The sequence below is a fragment of the Paenibacillus cookii genome (genome assembly GCF_018333375.1).
GTDB lineage: Bacteria > Bacillota > Bacilli > Paenibacillales > Paenibacillaceae > Paenibacillus_AQ > Paenibacillus_AQ cookii.
In genome coordinates this window covers 74,817-91,497 of record NZ_BORW01000007.1, presented here as the reverse complement: position 1 = coordinate 91,497, position 16,681 = coordinate 74,817, and the positions used below count along the sequence as shown (strand labels likewise).

17 protein-coding genes are annotated in these 16,681 nt (G+C 53.1%); 10 read left to right on the top strand and 7 right to left on the bottom strand.

Going from position 1 to position 16,681, the window contains the following annotated elements:
• Positions 1-215: 215 nt before the first annotated feature.
• Positions 216-2,078 (top strand): DNA helicase RecQ, encoded by a 1,863-nt coding sequence (gene recQ / locus KI367_RS09275; RefSeq protein ID WP_212949142.1) that lies wholly within the window; start codon positions 216-218, stop codon positions 2,076-2,078.
• An 18-nt stretch (positions 2,079-2,096) separates the two neighbouring features.
• Positions 2,097-3,878 (top strand): B12-binding domain-containing radical SAM protein, encoded by a 1,782-nt coding sequence (locus tag KI367_RS09270; protein ID WP_212949140.1) that lies wholly within the window; start codon positions 2,097-2,099, stop codon positions 3,876-3,878.
• A 76-nt stretch (positions 3,879-3,954) separates the two neighbouring features.
• Here KI367_RS09270 and KI367_RS09265 read toward each other — a convergent pair whose 3' ends face one another.
• The 4 genes from KI367_RS09265 to mnmL all read right to left on the bottom strand — a co-directional run bounded on the left by KI367_RS09265 (position 3,955) and on the right by mnmL (position 7,641).
• A complete protein-coding gene (locus KI367_RS09265) occupies positions 3,955-4,914 on the bottom strand; it encodes an alpha/beta hydrolase (RefSeq protein ID WP_212949138.1) in 960 nt (319 codons plus the stop codon).
• Positions 4,915-5,003: 89 nt separating this feature from the next.
• A complete protein-coding gene (locus KI367_RS09260; RefSeq protein WP_212949136.1) occupies positions 5,004-5,975 on the bottom strand; it encodes a type I phosphomannose isomerase catalytic subunit in 972 nt (323 codons plus the stop codon).
• A gap of 127 nt (positions 5,976-6,102) precedes the next feature.
• Positions 6,103-6,687, bottom strand: coding sequence for a tRNA 5-(aminomethyl)-2-thiouridylate-methyltransferase MnmM (gene mnmM, locus KI367_RS09255; protein ID WP_212949134.1), 585 nt, complete (start codon positions 6,685-6,687; stop codon positions 6,103-6,105).
• Complete coding sequence (gene mnmL, locus KI367_RS09250) at positions 6,688-7,641, bottom strand: tRNA modification radical SAM protein MnmL/YtqA (RefSeq protein ID WP_212949132.1); 954 nt, start codon at positions 7,639-7,641, stop codon at positions 6,688-6,690.
• A gap of 266 nt (positions 7,642-7,907) precedes the next feature.
• On the opposite strand from mnmL, the gene KI367_RS09245 reads away from it, so the two are divergent.
• Together KI367_RS09245 and trmB are read left to right on the top strand one after the other, a co-directional pair.
• Positions 7,908-8,096, top strand: coding sequence for a hypothetical protein (locus KI367_RS09245; RefSeq protein WP_036708437.1), 189 nt, complete (start codon positions 7,908-7,910; stop codon positions 8,094-8,096).
• Between the two features lie 207 nt (positions 8,097-8,303).
• Positions 8,304-9,053 (top strand): tRNA (guanosine(46)-N7)-methyltransferase TrmB, encoded by a 750-nt coding sequence (gene trmB / locus KI367_RS09240; RefSeq protein WP_036708440.1) that lies wholly within the window; start codon positions 8,304-8,306, stop codon positions 9,051-9,053.
• A gap of 153 nt (positions 9,054-9,206) precedes the next feature.
• On the opposite strand, the gene KI367_RS09235 is transcribed toward trmB, so the two are convergent.
• The 3 genes from KI367_RS09235 to KI367_RS09225 form a co-directional block, all read right to left on the bottom strand.
• A complete protein-coding gene (locus tag KI367_RS09235) occupies positions 9,207-10,340 on the bottom strand; it encodes a UDP-N-acetylglucosamine--LPS N-acetylglucosamine transferase (RefSeq protein WP_036708443.1) in 1,134 nt (377 codons plus the stop codon).
• A 51-nt stretch (positions 10,341-10,391) separates the two neighbouring features.
• A complete protein-coding gene (locus KI367_RS09230) occupies positions 10,392-10,919 on the bottom strand; it encodes a phosphatase PAP2 family protein (RefSeq protein WP_036708445.1) in 528 nt (175 codons plus the stop codon).
• A gap of 198 nt (positions 10,920-11,117) precedes the next feature.
• Positions 11,118-11,894 (bottom strand): LytTR family DNA-binding domain-containing protein, encoded by a 777-nt coding sequence (locus KI367_RS09225; protein WP_212949130.1) that lies wholly within the window; start codon positions 11,892-11,894, stop codon positions 11,118-11,120.
• 580 nt (positions 11,895-12,474) lie between these two features.
• Here KI367_RS09225 and KI367_RS09220 point away from each other — a divergent pair.
• Genes KI367_RS09220 through KI367_RS09195 form a run of 6 tightly spaced genes read left to right on the top strand, consistent with a single transcriptional unit; the run spans position 12,475 to position 16,470 of the window.
• Entirely contained in the window at positions 12,475-12,957 is a 483-nt protein-coding gene (locus KI367_RS09220) for a hypothetical protein (protein ID WP_212949128.1), read from the top strand.
• Entirely contained in the window at positions 12,941-14,734 is a 1,794-nt protein-coding gene (locus KI367_RS09215; RefSeq protein WP_212949126.1) for an ATP-binding cassette domain-containing protein, read from the top strand. The genes KI367_RS09220 and KI367_RS09215 overlap by 17 nt, the downstream gene beginning before the upstream one ends.
• A complete protein-coding gene (locus KI367_RS09210) occupies positions 14,731-15,117 on the top strand; it encodes a thioredoxin domain-containing protein (protein WP_212949124.1) in 387 nt (128 codons plus the stop codon). Before KI367_RS09215 ends, KI367_RS09210 begins: the two co-directional genes overlap by 4 nt.
• Entirely contained in the window at positions 15,114-15,632 is a 519-nt protein-coding gene (locus KI367_RS09205) for a MauE/DoxX family redox-associated membrane protein (protein WP_212949123.1), read from the top strand. The genes KI367_RS09210 and KI367_RS09205 overlap by 4 nt, the downstream gene beginning before the upstream one ends.
• Positions 15,625-16,041: a hypothetical protein gene (locus tag KI367_RS09200; protein ID WP_036708462.1), complete on the top strand. Its 417-nt coding sequence runs from the start codon at positions 15,625-15,627 to the stop codon at positions 16,039-16,041. The genes KI367_RS09205 and KI367_RS09200 overlap by 8 nt, the downstream gene beginning before the upstream one ends.
• Before the next feature lie 12 nt (positions 16,042-16,053).
• Positions 16,054-16,470 carry a hypothetical protein gene (locus KI367_RS09195; RefSeq protein ID WP_036708465.1) on the top strand — a complete coding sequence of 139 codons (417 nt, stop codon included), beginning with the start codon at positions 16,054-16,056 and terminating at the stop codon, positions 16,468-16,470.
• Positions 16,471-16,681: the final 211 nt, after the last annotated feature.

Below are 16,681 nucleotides of genomic sequence, written 5' to 3'. Positions count from 1 at the left end.
CGGCATTCGTGCCGGTTTTTTAAATGCAAAGGATGTTTATTGCACCGGGCTCCGAAAAAATACGAGAACGGGCTGAAATCGAGGCCCTGATACCGGGCTATCTTACTTTTTTTGTTGGGGCCGTGCCTCCTTCGGATGGTTGCTCATTCCCGGAAAGCCCGGTAAACTTAATAGTAACGGTTTTGAACTAGATTTCGTTAGGAGTTTTTAAATATATGAGTGTGGAAACGATGACGATGGAGAGGGCGCAGCAGCTGCTGCAAACCTATTACGGGTACCCGGATTTCCGGGAGGGCCAGAAAAAGATCGTCCTCAGTCTGCTGGAAGGAAACGATACGCTGGGCATCATGCCGACGGGCGGGGGCAAATCGATCTGTTACCAGATTCCGGCGCTGATGCTGCCGGGTCTGACGCTGGTCGTTTCGCCGCTGATTTCGCTGATGAAGGACCAGGTGGATGCGTTAACGGCGATGGGCATTCCGGCTGCGTACATCAACAGCACGCTGAGCGGCAAGGAAGTCAACGAGCGGATCCGCGCCGCCAAACGCGGCGATTTGAAACTGCTGTACGTGGCGCCGGAGCGGCTGGAGGTCGAATGGTTCCGCGACGAGATGAACCAGCTTTCCATCTCCTGCGTCGCGGTGGACGAGGCGCATTGCGTGTCCCAGTGGGGGCATGATTTCCGGACGAGCTACCTGGCGGTGGCGCCGTTCGTCGAGAGCCTTCGCGACCGGCCGATCGTCGCCGCCTTTACGGCCACGGCCACGCCGGAGGTCACGGACGATATGGTTCGGCTGCTCCGTTTGGAAAAGCCCGAAGTGTTCGTCACGGGGCTGAGCCGCGATAATTTGGCGATGTCGGTGCTGCGCGGGGAAAACAAGCGCGATTTTGTCATGAAATATGCCGAGGTTCATTCGCATCAGCCGGGAATCATCTATGCCGCCACCCGTAAAGACGTGGACGATTTGTACGAACGTTTGCGCAGCAACGGGCTGGCCGCGGGGAGATACCATGCCGGCATGAGCGACGAGGAGAGGGCGGCAAGCCAGGAGGCTTTCCTGTACGATGATATCCGGGTCATGGTGGCGACCAACGCATTCGGGATGGGGATCGACAAATCGAACGTACGGTACGTCATCCATTACAACATGCCCAAAAACATGGAGGCTTACATCCAGGAAGCGGGCCGCGCGGGCCGCGACGGCGAACCGAGCCAGTGCATTTTGCTGTTCGGCGCCCAGGACATCATCACGCAAAAGTTTCTGATCGAGCAAAATCCGCAGGACCCGGAGCGTAAAGCCAACGATTACCGCAAACTGCAGCAGATGGTAGATTACTGCTATACGACACGCTGCCTGCGCAGCGCCATGCTCGATTATTTCGGGGAAAAGCATGAGGACAAGCCTTGCGGGATCTGCAGCTCCTGTACGGACGAACGCGAGCTGGTCGACATGACGATCGATGCGCAAAAAATATTTTCCTGCATCCACCGCATGCGTGAACGGTTTGGCGTATCCATGGTGGCGGCCGTTTTGAAGGGCTCCCGCAACAAGAAGGTGCTTCAATACCGGTTCGATGAGCTGTCGACCTATGGCGCGATGTCGGACCGGACGGAAAAGGAAATTTCGGAGATCATCAACGTCATGGCCTCGGAAGGGTACTTATCCCTCTCGGAGGGACAATATCCGGTCTTGAAGCTTCAGCCGCTGGCTGCGGAGGTGCTGAAAGGGCAGCGGAAGGTGATGCAGCGCCTGCCGGCCAAGGCGGCTTCCGGAGACGGTACGGGCGGGCGCTCCGGCAGTTCGCGGAGAGACTATTCGCCGTCGGCCGTCAACGAGACGGTGTTCGAACAGCTGCGCCTGATCCGGCGCGAGCTTGCGGAGCGGGAGCGCGTGCCTTCCTATATCATCTTCAACGATGCGACGCTTCGCGAGATGAGCGTGGTATGCCCGCAGACCGAACAAGCCATGCTGAAAGTAAAAGGCGTGGGCGAAGTGAAATACCGCAAATACGGCAAGCCGTTCCTGGATTTTTTCCGGGAGATGGGCGACGACCGTTACGACGGCGATTATGAATAATAGAAGGAATGTGAACCCATGAAAGTCATTTTATCGACCTTAAACGCCAAGTTCATCCACACCTCGCTGGCGATCCGCCTCCTGAAGGCCTACAGCGAGCATGCTTTTGACATTGAGCTGGCGGAATATACGATCAAGGATCCGGTGATGAACATCGTCTCCGACTTGTTCCAGCGGCGCCCCGACGTGATCGGTTTTTCCTGTTACATCTGGAACATCGAAGAGACGCTCCGGGTGATCGACATCGTCAAAAAGGTCATGCCCGCAGTCAAAATCGTCCTCGGCGGTCCTGAAGTGTCTTATGACACGGGGTTTTGGATGGAGCGCGCGAAAGGCGTCGATTTTATCGTCATGGGCGAAGGCGAGGAGACGTTCCATCATCTGCTGCAGGTGATCGAAGGCGACCGGAAATACCATTTTGTGTACGGCATCGCCTACCGGAAAGGGGAAGAGGTGATCATCAATCCGCCCCGCCCGAAAAGCGATTTGAATTCGCTGCCGTCCCCGCACCGTTTTCAGGAGGACATTCCGAACCTCGGCAAACGGATCGTTTATTTCGAAACAAGCCGGGGCTGCCCGTTCCAATGCCAGTTTTGCCTGTCAAGCATCGAAAACGGGGTGCGTTATTACGACATTGAGCGGGTCAAAGCGGATATTACGTATTTGATCGACAAGGGCGCCAAAGTGATCAAGTTTTTGGACCGGACCTTCAACATCAACCACAGCTATGCGATGGAAATGTTCAAGTTCCTGATCGAAAATAACCGCGGCTGCATTTTCCAGTTCGAAATTACGGCCGACATCATGCGTCCCGAGGTGCTGCAATTTTTGGCGGACAACGCGCCGCCCGGCATTTTCCGCTTCGAGATCGGGGTGCAGTCCACCAACGACCCGACCAACGTGCTGGTCAAACGCCGGCAAAACTTCGAGAAGCTGTCCCGGACCGTCAATATCATCAAAAACAGCGGCCGGATCGCGCAGCATCTCGATTTGATCGCAGGCCTGCCGGAGGAAGATTACGACACGTTCCGAAAAACGTTCAACGACGTGTTTGCGCTCAGGCCGGAAGAGCTGCAGCTCGGCTTCCTGAAAATGCTGCGCGGGACCGGCCTCCGGCGCGACGCCGAAAAATACGAATATACTTACATGGATCAGGCGCCTTACGAAATTCTCGGCAGCCATAAGCTTCCGTTCGAAGACATCGTGCGGCTGAAAAGGCTCGAGGACGTGCTCGAGAAATATTGGAACGCGCACCGGATGGATCATACGCTGAACTATTTAATGAAGCATGAATTCGACTCGCCGTTCGATTTCTTTCAGGAATTCGGCGATTATTGGGAAGGGCAGGGATGGCAAAAAATCGGCCACCAGCTGGAGGATCTGTTCACGCGCCTGTCCGCTTTTCTCGCGCACCGGGGCATCCGGCGGATGGACGTGGCGCTGGGCCTGATGAAGCTGGATTATTTCCTGAACCACAAATACAAGCCGCGCAAAATTTGGTGGAGCGAGCCGATCGATAAACAGGAGTGGAGCACGCTGATGCGGCGGGTGCTGGACCATCCCGAAAACGTATCCGGCAGCTTCGCGGGGCTTGGAATCGGCGAAAGGGAGCTGCAAAAGCATGCCGTTCTGGAGGTGCTTCCTTTCAGGCTGGAAGACGTGCTGGCGGGAGGTACGGGCGAAACGCCGGAAGGAACGCCGCTGCGGCAGCTTCTGATGGTGCTGTACCAGCAGGATGACAGCGAGCAGCCGGTCTATTACACGATGGAGCTGGAACCGGCCGGCTCGGCGCAAAGCTGATTCCTTAACGAAAAAAAACGCTCTCGGCCATAAAGTCGAACTTTATGGAACCGAGAGCGTTTTTGCGTGGAAAGGGTTATGCTTCCTCTCCGGAACTCGTTTGCGAAGAAGACGGGGTATGGCGGTCGAGCCAGTCGATGACGTCCGCCGTAACCTCGTCCCGGTTGACTTCGTTCAGCATTTCATGCCGTCCTTCCGGATAGAGCCGGCATTCCACGTCGGCCAAGCCCAGGTTGCGGTAAACCGCTTCGAGGCGGCGGACCCCCCGGCCGTTCAGGCCGACCGGATCTTTTTCCCCGCTGAACAGGTAGACGGGCTTATGCTTCGGAATGCCTCGATACCCTTCCGGTTGCTGGATTTCCTGGAGCAAGCCGAAAAAATCCCGGAAAAATCTTGTCGTGCAAATCGCCCCGCAGTAGGGGTCTTCGATGTAACGGTCGACTTCGGCCGGGTCGCGCGACAACCAATCGAACCGGGTGCGGTTAGGGGCAAAGGCCTTATTGAATCCGCCGAACACGATGGCGTTCATCATCAGGCTGCGATGCGAATCTCCCTGCAGCGCCCGCTGCAGGGAGGCCAGCGTTTTGCCCGCGCGAAGCATGCCGCGCGGACCGTTGGTGCCGGATAAAATGAAACCGTCGTACCCGTCCGATCGCGACATGATGACCTTTTGCACGAGAAAGGATCCCATGCTGTGCCCCATCAGGAACAAGGGGACGCGGGGATGCTGAGCTCGCGCCAGCCGGCCCAGCTGGACGATATCCTGAACCATGAGCTGAAATCCGTTTTCTCCGACGTCTCCCAGCCGCTCGAGCGAACCGGCGGTCAAGCCGTGTCCGCGCTGGTCATGGGCGTATACCGCATATCCTTTGCCGGTCAGCGCCGAAGCGAAGCGGCCGTAACGTTCGGCGGTTTCGCACATGCCGTGGGCGATCTGGACGATGCCGGCGATTTCGGCCTCCGGATCGGGAAGCCACTGATAGACATGAAGCTTCGTTCCATGCGGATCTGTCATCGCAAAGGTCTGCTCAAGCATGCGCCATCCCTCCTCGTTATCCATTAGGAACCCTCAGGCCGGCCGCAGGATCGGCTGCCGAGGTTCGAAAATATATAAAAGCGAATAGATTATTCCGGCAAATAAGAACGAAGCACGGTTGCGTTGCCTTCCAAAGTGTATGCGCCGAGGTTGGCCGGAAGAAGGAAACATTGGCCCGCCTTGATGTCCAGGGAACCGCCGTTCCAGCCCAGCTTGCCGCTGCCGTCGCATACGACCAGGATCGTAAAGCTTTCCGGCGTCGTGTTCAAATTCCAGGAGCCGTCCACGATGCCTTTTTCCACGATAAAATAAGGCGATTTGGCGATTTGCAGCCATTCTCCGGCACCCAGGCCGCCCGTTTTCATCGTCGTTGCGCCGGAGCCTTCGAACGCGGTAACGTTCAGGGAATCCTCGATATGAAGCTCGCGCGGTTTGCCGTCCAGGCCCGGACGGTCATAATCGTAAATGCGGTAGGTCGTATCGGAGTTTTGCTGAATCTCCGCCACGACGACGCCCGCGCAAAGGGCGTGAACCGTACCCGCAGGGATGTAGAACGTGTCGCCGGCTTCGACGGATACTTCGCGCAGCGTATCCATGACGGTTCCGTTTTCCAGCGCCGCTTTCATGCTTTCGCGGGTGACGCCTTCCTTCAGGCCGTAAATGATTTTGGCCCCGGGTTTGGCGTCGAGGACGTACCACATTTCCGTTTTGCCGAGCTCGCCTTTCGGCAGGCCTTCATAGTCGTCCGTCGGGTGAACCTGCACGGACAGGTTGTCGTTGCAGTCGAGGAGCTTGATCAGGAGCGGAAAACGCCCGTTTTTCTCGGAAAAGCCTTTGCTGCCGAACCATTCCTTGCCGAGCTCTTCGCGGATTTGATCGAGTCCTTTTCCGGCCAGTTCGCCGTTGACGACGGTCGTGGTGCCGTTCGGATGATCGGCGATCATCCAGCCTTCGCCGATATGCCCTTCCGGAGGGGTGAGGCCGAAACGTTCAAGGGCGCGGCCGCCCCATACGCGTTCTTTGAATTCGGGTTGGAACAATAATGGATAAGGTTGTGTCATAGCTGCATCTTCCTTTCAAGTCATTAATCTGAACATGATTCGTTGAATCAAACTGCTTGCATTCGGATTCGTCAGATCCGAGATCTATATGTTTCAGGCGCACATGCTTGGATGTGCCACCCGCGGTTTACCGCTTTTTTTCGATCGCGACGACGTACGGCGCGTCGTTTCGCTGAAGCTGCCTGTACATCACCGTCTGGCACGTATCCTGGGGCAGGCTTGAGGCCCAGGCCGTCACCGCTTCCGCTTCGGCAGCCCCGCCGGCATGGCCGGGATACAGCACGGCCGTAATGATCCCTTTGGGGCGGAGCAGCGAAAGCGAGGCTTCCAGCGCTTCAAGCGTGCTTTCCGTTTTCGTTATGATATGTTTGTCGGCATCCGTCGCAGGCAGATAGCCCAGATTAAACATGACGGCGCCGACGCGGCCCCGGCACTCCGGGGGGATGTATGCCGTCATCCGCGCGTGGCTTGCAAGAAACAGGGAAACGGAAGCCATGCCGCCGGCAGGCTCCCGGGACAGCCGTTCCTCGGCAAGGCGAAGCGCCTGCTCTTGAATATCGAAGCCGTACACCCGGCCTTTAGGCCCTGCGGCCTTGGCGAGGAACGCCGTGTCGGCTCCCGTGCCGACCGTGGCGTCGACGGCGATGTCGCCGGGCGCCAGGCGTCCTTCGATTTGCTTATGCGCGAAGCTGAGTACGGATAAAAAACCCATTTACGCGTTCCTCCAATATTTCCCTTGCCATGTATCCCGCGCTTTCAGTTCGGCGTCGATGCCGTTGAGCACTTTCCATTTATTGAGGCTCCACATCGGTCCGATCAGCAGCTTGCGCGGCGCGTCGCCCGTCAGGCGATGGACGATCATGTCCGGCGGCAGCATCTCGAGCGTGTCGACGACAAGCTTGATGTATTCGTCCTCCTCCAGAAAGCGGAGCAAGCCGGCTTCATGCTGGCGTACCATCGGCGTGCCTTTCATGAGATGGAGCAGGTGGATCTTGATCCCCTGCACGCCCATTTTGGATACTTCGTATCCGGTTTCGAGCATCATTTCATGCGTTTCCTGCGGAAGTCCGTAAATGATGTGGGCACAGACCCGGATGCCATGCTTGCGGAGCTTGGCGACGGCATCCACGAAACATTTCGTATCATGGGCGCGGTTGATCAGCTCGGAAGTGGAATCGTGGACCGTTTGCAGCCCCATTTCGACCCAGAGGTAGGTCCGCCGGTTCAGCTCGGCCAAATATTCGACGACATCGTCCGGCAAGCAATCGGGCCTAGTCGCGATCGACAAGCCGACGACGCCGGGCTGCCGCAGGATCGTTTCGTAATATTCCCTCAGCACCTCTAACGGCGCATAGGTATTCGTGTAAGCCTGAAAATATCCGATGTACTTCGCGTTCGGCCATTTCAGGTGCTGTTTGTCCCGGATTTCATTGAATTGGGTGACGAGGTCGTCACGGCGTTTGCCGGCGAAGTCTCCCGATCCGCGCGCGCTGCAGAACGTGCAGCCGCCCCTGGCGATCGTGCCGTCGCGGTTCGGGCAGGTGAAGCCGGCATCGAGCATGACCTTGAACACCTTTTCGTCGAACTCGCGGCGCATTTCGTAATTCCAGGTATGGAACCTTTTATCTCCCCATAGAAGCGGAGGGCTTGCTGCTTTCGAATGCATGTGAAGGTGCTCCTTTTTGGCGTATCAGCAAAGGTTAAAACGTTATGGCTTACTGCTTGCTCTATTGTAGCAAAAAAAATCGGGGAAGGGTATGAGAGGGCGAAACCGAGTCATTTTTATCGGCGGCCGGGCATATGATTTATTGAAAAAACTTACATGAAATGTTATATTAAAAGTGAGAGTCGGCGCGCTCCTGTTTTCGCAAAACCGGCACCGATTCATAAAAGAAACGAATCTCGGCAACCATAATCCGTGAGGTGATCATGATGAGTTATTTAACCGCAGAAGCTTCAGGAAAAGGTAAAATTGCTGTGGAATTGACTCCGGAGGAGGCGCTTGCGTTGACGGGCGTCAAATTTAACGGAAATCCGGAGGTGAAAGCGGAGGCGCATCGAAAAATTCGCAAAGCCTTCGAAAAGACATTTGATTTTCAGTATCAAGATAGGTTAGACTAACAACAAAGAATTCGTTGGACCCCAATTCCAAATAGATTTGGAAAAGGAATTCTGCGCCCCTTGGCATCGATGCCGGGTGGCCGGAATTCTTTTTCTTTTTTTCCGGGGATGCTCTTTACATTTGAGTGTATCTTCGGCACAATATTGCAAGTAAGCTGTCCGCGAATACCTGCGCGGATATTAAAGCGATGAAAGTGGAGGTATGAAATGCGTTTACGCGGCAGAAAAGGAATCCGGGAGAATTTGGAGGCCCAGGCCGGCTTCGTTATTCTTGATCCCCGGTCCCATAAAGGAAAATGGCATACGTTATTCGGCAACGACCGTCCCATTTACGTGGAGCTCGGCATGGGCAAAGGCCAGTTTATCAGCCAGATGAGCTTCCGTTATCCGGACATTAATTTTATAGGCATCGATATGTATGACGAACTGATCCGCCGGGCGAGCGAAAAGGCCCGTTTGGCCTGGTCCGAGCGGAATGTCGAAACGCCCCCGAATTTGCGGCTTGCGCTTGCGAACGTGGAATTTTTGGAGGACGTGTTCGAAGAAGGGGAAATCGAGCGGATTTTTTTGAATTTCAGCGATCCTTGGCCTAAAGCGAGACATGCCCGCCGCCGTTTGACACATCCCCGTTTTTTGGAGAAATATCGCCGCTTGCTGAACGAAAACGGAGAAATTCATCTCAAGACCGACTCGCAGACGCTGTTCGAGTTTTCGTTGAACGCTTTTGCCGATTTCGGCCTGCAAATGACGAACATTTCGCTAAACCTTCACCGCGAAGGTCCCAACGAACAGCATGTCATGACCGAATACGAAACGAAATTCCACGGGCAAGGCGTGAACATCCACCGCTGCGAGGCCATCGTCGGGGAAAAAGCGCTGCAGCGTTACCAGGAACACCGGCTCGACAATTACCGCCTGCAGGACAAGCCTCAAGCGAACAAAAGCGGGCAGGAATAACGAGGGAACTTAGAGCTGCGATGCAGCCCGGTCTTTTATAAGGAAAATAAGCAGGACAAAAAACAATCCCTGCGAACGTGCGCCGGCCGGTTTGGCCGCGGGGCCCGTTTGCGGGGATTTTTTGTAAGCGCAAAAAAAACGGCGCCTTCCTTCTCAGGAGGACACCGTTTTCGAATCCAGCATTTCGATGATGCTATGCGCGCTTTCCATCGGGCGGTACCGGGCAATGCTCTGCAGCTGCTCTTCCCGCCGCCGCCGGATGCCGTCCAAATCGCCGACGAGCTTGTCCATCCATTTTACGATGACGTCCAGGGACGAAATCGGCTCGCCCAGCCCTTGCGCGGTGAAATAATGGCAGTTTTCTTCCTCCTGCCCGGGAAGGGGATGGTGGAACAGCATCGGGATGCCTTTCGCCAAACCTTCCGTGCAGGTCATCCCGCCCGGTTTCGTGACGAGGAGGTCCGACACTTCCATCAGCTTGTCCACTTCGAGCGTAAACCCGATCAAATGGATGTTGGGATGATTGTATTTGGGGTCCTGCTCCAGCTTTTTCAGCTCTTTTTCGTTATTGCCGAGACAGAACAGAATCTGGACCTTGTCCTTCCAGCGGGTCAAAAAATCGTTGATGACCTCGTCGTTCATGATGCCCCAGCCCCCGCCCATCACCATGACCGTAGGCATGTCCTTCAGCCCGAAGCGTTCGCGGATTTCTTCCTTCCCGGGATGCTCCCAGAAGCTGGGATGGACGGGGATGCCGGTGACCTTGATTCTGGAAGGGGGAACCCCTTGGTGGATCATTTTGGCCCGCACCTCCTGGGTGGAAACCAAATAACGGTCGACCTGCGGGGTGATCCATGTGCCGTGCGCGTCATAGTCCGTGATGACGGTACACAGCAATATTTGCTCTCCGAGCCGCTTCAGGCGCGAGATGACGGCGCTCGGGATGGGATGCGTGCAGACGACGATATCCGGCCGCAGCTGGTGGACGACGTTTTTCGTATGCGTGTAAAAAATGCGGTGCAGCGCAAGCGTCGTAAAACGGTTCAATGATTTGTTGTATTGATGGCGGTACATCATGCCGACCAGCTTGGGCTGCGAAAGCACGGTTTTTTTATATGCGGTGATGATCAAAGGCGCAACCTTCGGGTTCAAAAAACTTCCAAGTTCAAGGACTCTCGTCTGAACATTCGGTGAGAGTTTGCGTAGACTGCTTGAGAGTGCGTACGCAGCTCGAGTATGTCCAGCACCGAAGCCTTCAGATAATAACAATACCCTTTTTTTGCTCACTCTCAATTCACCTGTTCCTGCTTGTTTTGGTCTAATTACACCTTATCCGCTTTAGGGCCATAATGCAACCGTCCCCGCGGCAACGGCCGTCCCGATGGTCGCGCCTGCGAGGCAATCGGAGGGATAGTGCAGGCCTAAATACATGCGGGATACGGCGACGGACAGAGCGACCGGTACCAGAACCCAAGCCAAAACGGGGCATGCGGCCACAAAGGGCGTAACCAGCGAGAAAACGGCGGTCGTATGGCCCGACGGAAATGAGTGGTCCGTCAGCGGATTGCGAAACGTGTTCGTCCCCGGCAGCGTCAAATACGGCCGTTGCCTGGGCCATGTTTTTTTCGACACGGCTACGGGAATATGGCTTAGTGCAAGCGCCACGCCGGCCTGCAGTCCGTATGTGCTCCACGGTTTGGGCGCCAAAAGCCACATGGACAGGGAAAACAAGATCGTAAACCAAGCGCCGCCAATATGGGTAATATAATAAAGCCAGCGATTTACCATGCTCCGGTGCAAGCTGCTGTTCACCTTTGTAAATAACTGTTGGTCCAAACGTTTTAATTTCTGAATAAGACGGATCATGGGATACCTCCGGGCGTAGTTTAGCCATAGCGGGCGCTGGTTTGATATTTTTTTCATGAATTTATCATATTTTGAATCCGTCGGCTTTTCAAGAACGATCGCGAAAAGGGGTCATTTTCGGAACAATTAGTCCTGAAAACGACCCCTGAAACGTATATGGGGAGTATGCGGTTGGATCCGAGGGGAGGCCCGGCCCGTTTAACGAAAAGTTTGGATTGCCGAAGACTTAAGGAGGTTTTTGGCAACGGTGAAGTGCGGGAAGAAGCCTTTCGACAGCGGAATCGTCAGCTCGCCATCCAGGGTGATGTCGTAATGGTTCCATTCGTTCGGGGAAATCGCTTGGATATATTTAATGTTGACCAGGAAGCTTTTATGGCACTGAAAGAGACATGGCGTCGATTGGCTGGCGATGTCTTTTAAATTGGACGTGCTGTCGATCTTCTCGTTGTCGGACAAGGTCACCTGAATAACGTTTTTGCCCGTTTTCTCCACGCATTTGATGAGATTTTCGACCAGGATCAGCTTTTTGTTGTCATGCTTGAGCGTAATGTAGTTCAGGCGGTCTTCGTTTTCGGCAATTGCGGCCAATTTGCTTTCCAGAAGGCGGCTAAACGCCAATTTGATCGATGACAACAACGTATTATAGCCGGAAAAATGAAGCCGAAGCGGCTTTTCGTTGGCATAAGAAATCATTTTTTTCATGAATTCCCCGCAATCCTCATCGCCGCACAGGCACAGAATTTCGATGTTGTTTTCCTGTTCGCACAGTTTCGCTAACAAAATCCGCAGATGGCATAGCGTGGACTTGGATAATTCCCATATGAAGATAAAACCGTCGTTTTTACGGGCGAAATCCAGAAACTCCTTGGGATTCTTCAGGTTGTATACCCTATTGTTTTTGAGGTGAGCTGACAATTTGATTTTCAATGAATAGTTCGATGAATAGACGGCTACATCCGGAAAATAGGGCAGCAAATGATTAACCTCCTAATCGTAGTCGTGATCGCAAGGGAACGAAAAGAATATGTTTACCTGAATCACCTATATATGGAATCTATTAATTATTATACTAATTAATGATGAATAAATCAAAAATAGGAATATAAAAGGAAAATGCGACATTGAACTACATGAATTGAGGAGTTTCGTCAGACGATGTACCACATATCCTCAGATATTAGTGTTTTACCCAAAAACTGTTAACTAGAGTCGGAAAATTATTTATCATGAATCATGTAGCTACGTTCCTATTGCCTGGCCGGCAAAAAACAAAGGAGGTTTCATAATATGGTATGTAAATACGATTGCCCAAGCGGAATGTCCGGCGGCACCCCTGTCCCTGGTGACGACAGCGGCTGCGTATCCAGCACGGATTGCGTCAGAACACGTTATATTTACCAGTACTATACCCCTTGCTACCAAAATGGTTCGATTCAGGTTTGGAAATACTGCAACTCCGAATGGGGAAATTGTTGCTAGTCTTGCAGGCCATTCGACAGGTGCCCAAGGTTTTGGGCGCCTGTTTGATCCATGCTCCGGAAAGGGTGACGCGAACATGCAGGAACAAGAATATATGAAATTCCTTAAAAAGCGGACGATGGCGCCGATTCCGATCGGGGAGAACATGCCGACCCCGTTTGCGTTTGACCGAGCCGGGCACGAAGCCGCGATCGATTTCGGGCCGACCGGAACGGTGATCTTTTTTATGAGCAAAACTTGCGAAAAATGCGATTTTTCGCTGTTAAGCCAATATTCCGAAACCTTTCGTTTTAAAACGTACTTATTTGTGGATGCCGACGACGATTTTGCAAGTGAGATTGAAAGAATGTATCCCGGGTTTGAAGTTTTCAAATCGGATCTGACCGTGTTGTTCAAGGAAATCAGAGTCGAAGCGGTTCCGCTGGTATATGCCGTGAATAAGGTAGGCCAAATCGTCGGAGGCGGGCTGTTCAATACTTACGAGAGTCTGACGCGCAAGATTTCGCCGCTGATCGAGGTGTTCGGTTCCGGGAGCATGTTGAATGAAAACATTTCGTGAAGGCCTCGGATTGTTCGCCTTATCTTTTAAGGAAGTGTGGATCGCGGACAAAACCTATTTCTTCTTCAACCTCTTGATGCTGATCGCGATTCCTTTCCAGATGAATGCTTCGATTTATCTCGGCTCCGCGCTGATCAACGACCTCTCTTCCCCGAACTTCGAGTTCGGCGGGGTTCTCCGGCTGATCGTTCTTATCGTCGGCATGGAGCTGGCGGTAACGGTACTGGGCCAGCTTCAGCAGAAGTTCAATTTGGCGTTTACGGAAAAGTTCTCGCTTAGGCAAAAAACGAGATTGCTGGATTATTATTATTCGATCGATCTCGTGGAAAAGGAAAATCCGTCGTTTCACGGCAGGGCGCAATTCAATGAATTCGCGTTGTCCAAAATCGAAAGCAATTACCAATCGTTCCTGTCCTTGGCTTCGCTGCTGGTCAGCATCTCCCTGTCGCTGTATTTGCTGCGAAATCTAAGTCCGGCTGCGATGATCTGTCTATTGGCGGTGTGCGTCGCTAGGGGCATGTTGGAGCTGAAGACGATCCGGAACCGAGTCGAAGTCACGAACGTCCTTCAAACTTCGCACCGTACGTACGGTTATCTGTATCAGTTGTTGAGCAATTTTACGGCGCATAAGGAAATGATGGTTAACCAGGCATACCCGTTCTTTAAAAAGCTTTGGCTTGAAAGGAAACGGGAGGCCTTTGAACTGCAATACGGATTGGAAAAAAAGACAATCGTTTTCGTTACGATAAGCAAGATCCTGTCGGGTTTGTTCAAACTCGGGCTTGCCGTCCTGATCATCTATTACATTTATAATAGAAAATTGACGATCGGCGATTACATGGCCATCACCATGGCCGCGCCGCTGATCGAATCCAATATATTGAACCTGTTTAATCTTGGCGGAAAATTTTACGAGAACACCAGTTATCTCCGGCTGGCCGGGGACATGCTGTCTGCCGGAGGCGGAGACGCCGGTTCCCGGGGCAGCGTCATCGGCGAGATCCAGTCGATCGCGGTCCGGAATCTCTCTTTTCGATATCCGAACCGAACCGAAAATGCCTTAAACGGCATTCGCCTGTCGATCCGCAAAGGCGAAATAATCGCCATCGTAGGCGACAACGCATCCGGCAAAACCACCCTTGTCAAGCTAATATTGGGGTTATATCCGCCGGAGCCCGGCAGCGTATTTTACAATCAAACGGATTTGAACGACATCCATCTGCCATCGGTATGGAACCAGGTCAGCGCGGTGTTTCAGGATTTCTCGAAGTATGAACTCGACATTCGCCACAATATCGCGTTATCCGATCTGAAGGAGATCCATAACGACCAAAGGCTGTACGAACTCGCCGATGCGTTCGGGATCGCGAATATCATGCTTCCGGAGCGGGGCCTCGAAACGCAGCTTGGCTACTTGACGGAGGATTCCATCAATCTCTCGGGAGGCCAGTGGCAAAGAATCGCGCTGGCAAGAGCGCTGTTCAAACAAGCTTCGCTCGTCGTCTTGGACGAGCCTACTTCAGCCATCGATCCCAATAGCGAGCTGGAGCTGCTTAACCGTTTGCTGGACGCGTCCGGCGAAAAGACGCTAATCGTCATTACGCATCGCATCGGCATTGCGGCCAACGTGGACAAGATCGTCGTGATGCAAAACGGCGAAATCAAGGAAGTCGGAAGCCATTCGGATCTCGTCCATGCCCAAGGCTATTATTTCGATATGTGGATGAAACAAAAAGAGCTGTACAACAAGCAGGAAAAGGAGGTCGCTTACCCATGACCGATTTTGCTTCGGTCGTCGACTTTGAAGGCAATGAGATCCGCTTCAACGACGGCCGCCCCCAATTGTTTCTGTTCGTGTCTTTATTCTGCAACCATTGCGTCGAGTTTTTGCCGCAAATCAGCGTTCTCCGCAGCAAAATCCCTGAAATGGGACTCGTGCTGTTCTGCAACGGGGATGAAGAGGAGCATCGGGACCTGAAGGCCTATTTTCATTGGGACTTTCCGATCGTCTATTTGGAGCCGGAAGATGCGACGCTGACGTATGACGTTGAATCTTTCCCCTACATGATTTTGGTCAAAAACCGCCAAAAAGTGCTGGGAGCCTCTTTGACGGAGTGGGAGAAATACGAGGACCGGCTCGTTTCGGAGTGTTTGGTATGATCCTGTCTTCGATCGGCCAGTGCCTTTTGGTATTCGTATTTTGCATATCCGCCATTTCCAAAAGCCTGGATGTCGGCGAATTCAAGATCAGCATCCGGCAATTCGGCATCCTAACCAACGACCGGGCGATCGCCGCGGCCGCTTACTTGTTTATTTTGGGCGAGTTTGCGGCATCCGTATTGATCGTGTTTGCTTTCGGCCGGGTCATTACGCTTGTCCTGACCATGGCGCTCATGACGACGTTTGTCGCCGCGCTGCTCAAAGTATCGTTCGAAAAAAAGACGGTGCACTGCAACTGTTTCGGACAGAGCCGCAAACCGACGAACAAGCTTTACGCCATCGGGCGCAATGTCGTCATCATCGCGCTCATCCTGTTTTGCTGGACGTTTCAGGCGAGCCCGCGCTTTTCTCTATCGGAAAACGTCATGATGTATGCCGTTTTGGCGAATGGCTCGCTGTTCGCGGTCCTGATCAAGCAGTATTGGTACAAAAGGGGGAAGGGGATTCATGCTTGAAACGCTCCCATATGCGCTGAGCCTTGTCTCCTTGGGGCTGGCCGTTCTTTTGATAGGGTACGTCAGGCGGGCCGCCGCCCTTGAAAAGCTGCTGAAAACCGGGGAGATGCTTTACAGGAACCAGGTGCCGGCAGCGGATTTGGAAACGGCATTCGACATTATTTTTATCGACGCCGAATCCGAACCCGAATTTTTGCGCAACCGGGCCGCTTACGATTCCGGCAGAACGGCCGTCGTGTGCTATCATGCCCCCGAATACCGCATGAATCTGTTTCGAAAAAAATTACCGGGCCATATGATCGTTTGCGGGGATGCAGGCAAAGAACTGGCGCAGGCGCTGGACGTCAAAAAGTATCCTAGCCTGCTCAGGCTGAATTATTCCAAGGCATCGGTCAAAAAAATCATGTAAGGAGTGCGTTTCGTGAAACTTTCCTGTTTTATCGTCGATTATTGCGAAATGGTGCAGTCGGAACAAGGCATGAAGCTTAACCATTCTGCACCCGTCCCGTCCGTTCTCGTTGAAACCCTTCCTTACGTTTCGAATCTGCGGGTCGTCGTGCATCTTCAGGATTTGACCGTTAACGAACCGCTTGAAATCGAGCTGCAGCTGTACGACGATCAAGGGCAACTCGTCGCCTTTACGGAGAAGAACCGGATCGTGGCCGGCAAGACGGAATTAAAGACCCATTGCACGCTTCAAACGGTCCACTGCAAAGAGGGAGAATTTTCAATCGTTTTGTTTAATCATGGACAACCTGTCTATAAATATACATATGCATTGGAATGCGAAGACAAAAATTTGCATTTTTCGAAACTTCCGTCACTGCATCGATCGTGAGCGTTGTGGGACCATGAAGGGGAGCTCGGGTTTTGAAATCTCGCCGCCCCTTATTCAAGGGTCCCTTTTGTTTGCGTTTTTTCCGCTGTCATGCGCTCGTTTTCCAATTTTTGACTTCGTCTGAAGAAGCGATTAAAATGATTCAAGTACCCAAAAGTGGGTTAAAGAGGTAGTGGGTGCCTTTTTTTTTATCATAAACTTTTGTTAAAAG

Bases quoted from the DNA above. Each gene is read 5' to 3' on its own strand.
- KI367_RS09210 (WP_212949124.1), top strand. From the start codon at position 14,731: ATGACCGATTTTGCTTCGGTCGTCGACTTTGAAGGCAATGAGATCCGC.
- KI367_RS09220 (WP_212949128.1), top strand. From the start codon at position 12,475: ATGCAGGAACAAGAATATATGAAATTCCTTAAAAAGCGGACGATGGCG.
- trmB (WP_036708440.1), top strand. From the start codon at position 8,304: ATGCGTTTACGCGGCAGAAAAGGAATCCGGGAGAATTTGGAGGCCCAG.
- KI367_RS09265 (WP_212949138.1), bottom strand. From the start codon at position 4,914: ATGCTTGAGCAGACCTTTGCGATGACAGATCCGCATGGAACGAAGCTT.
- KI367_RS09245 (WP_036708437.1), top strand. From the start codon at position 7,908: ATGAGTTATTTAACCGCAGAAGCTTCAGGAAAAGGTAAAATTGCTGTG.
- mnmL (WP_212949132.1), bottom strand. From the start codon at position 7,641: ATGCATTCGAAAGCAGCAAGCCCTCCGCTTCTATGGGGAGATAAAAGG.
- recQ (WP_212949142.1), top strand. From the start codon at position 216: ATGAGTGTGGAAACGATGACGATGGAGAGGGCGCAGCAGCTGCTGCAA.
- KI367_RS09200 (WP_036708462.1), top strand. From the start codon at position 15,625: ATGCTTGAAACGCTCCCATATGCGCTGAGCCTTGTCTCCTTGGGGCTG.
- KI367_RS09270 (WP_212949140.1), top strand. From the start codon at position 2,097: ATGAAAGTCATTTTATCGACCTTAAACGCCAAGTTCATCCACACCTCG.
- mnmM (WP_212949134.1), bottom strand. From the start codon at position 6,687: ATGGGTTTTTTATCCGTACTCAGCTTCGCGCATAAGCAAATCGAAGGA.
- KI367_RS09215 (WP_212949126.1), top strand. From the start codon at position 12,941: ATGAAAACATTTCGTGAAGGCCTCGGATTGTTCGCCTTATCTTTTAAG.
- KI367_RS09260 (WP_212949136.1), bottom strand. From the start codon at position 5,975: ATGACACAACCTTATCCATTATTGTTCCAACCCGAATTCAAAGAACGC.
- KI367_RS09205 (WP_212949123.1), top strand. From the start codon at position 15,114: ATGATCCTGTCTTCGATCGGCCAGTGCCTTTTGGTATTCGTATTTTGC.
- KI367_RS09230 (WP_036708445.1), bottom strand. From the start codon at position 10,919: ATGATCCGTCTTATTCAGAAATTAAAACGTTTGGACCAACAGTTATTT.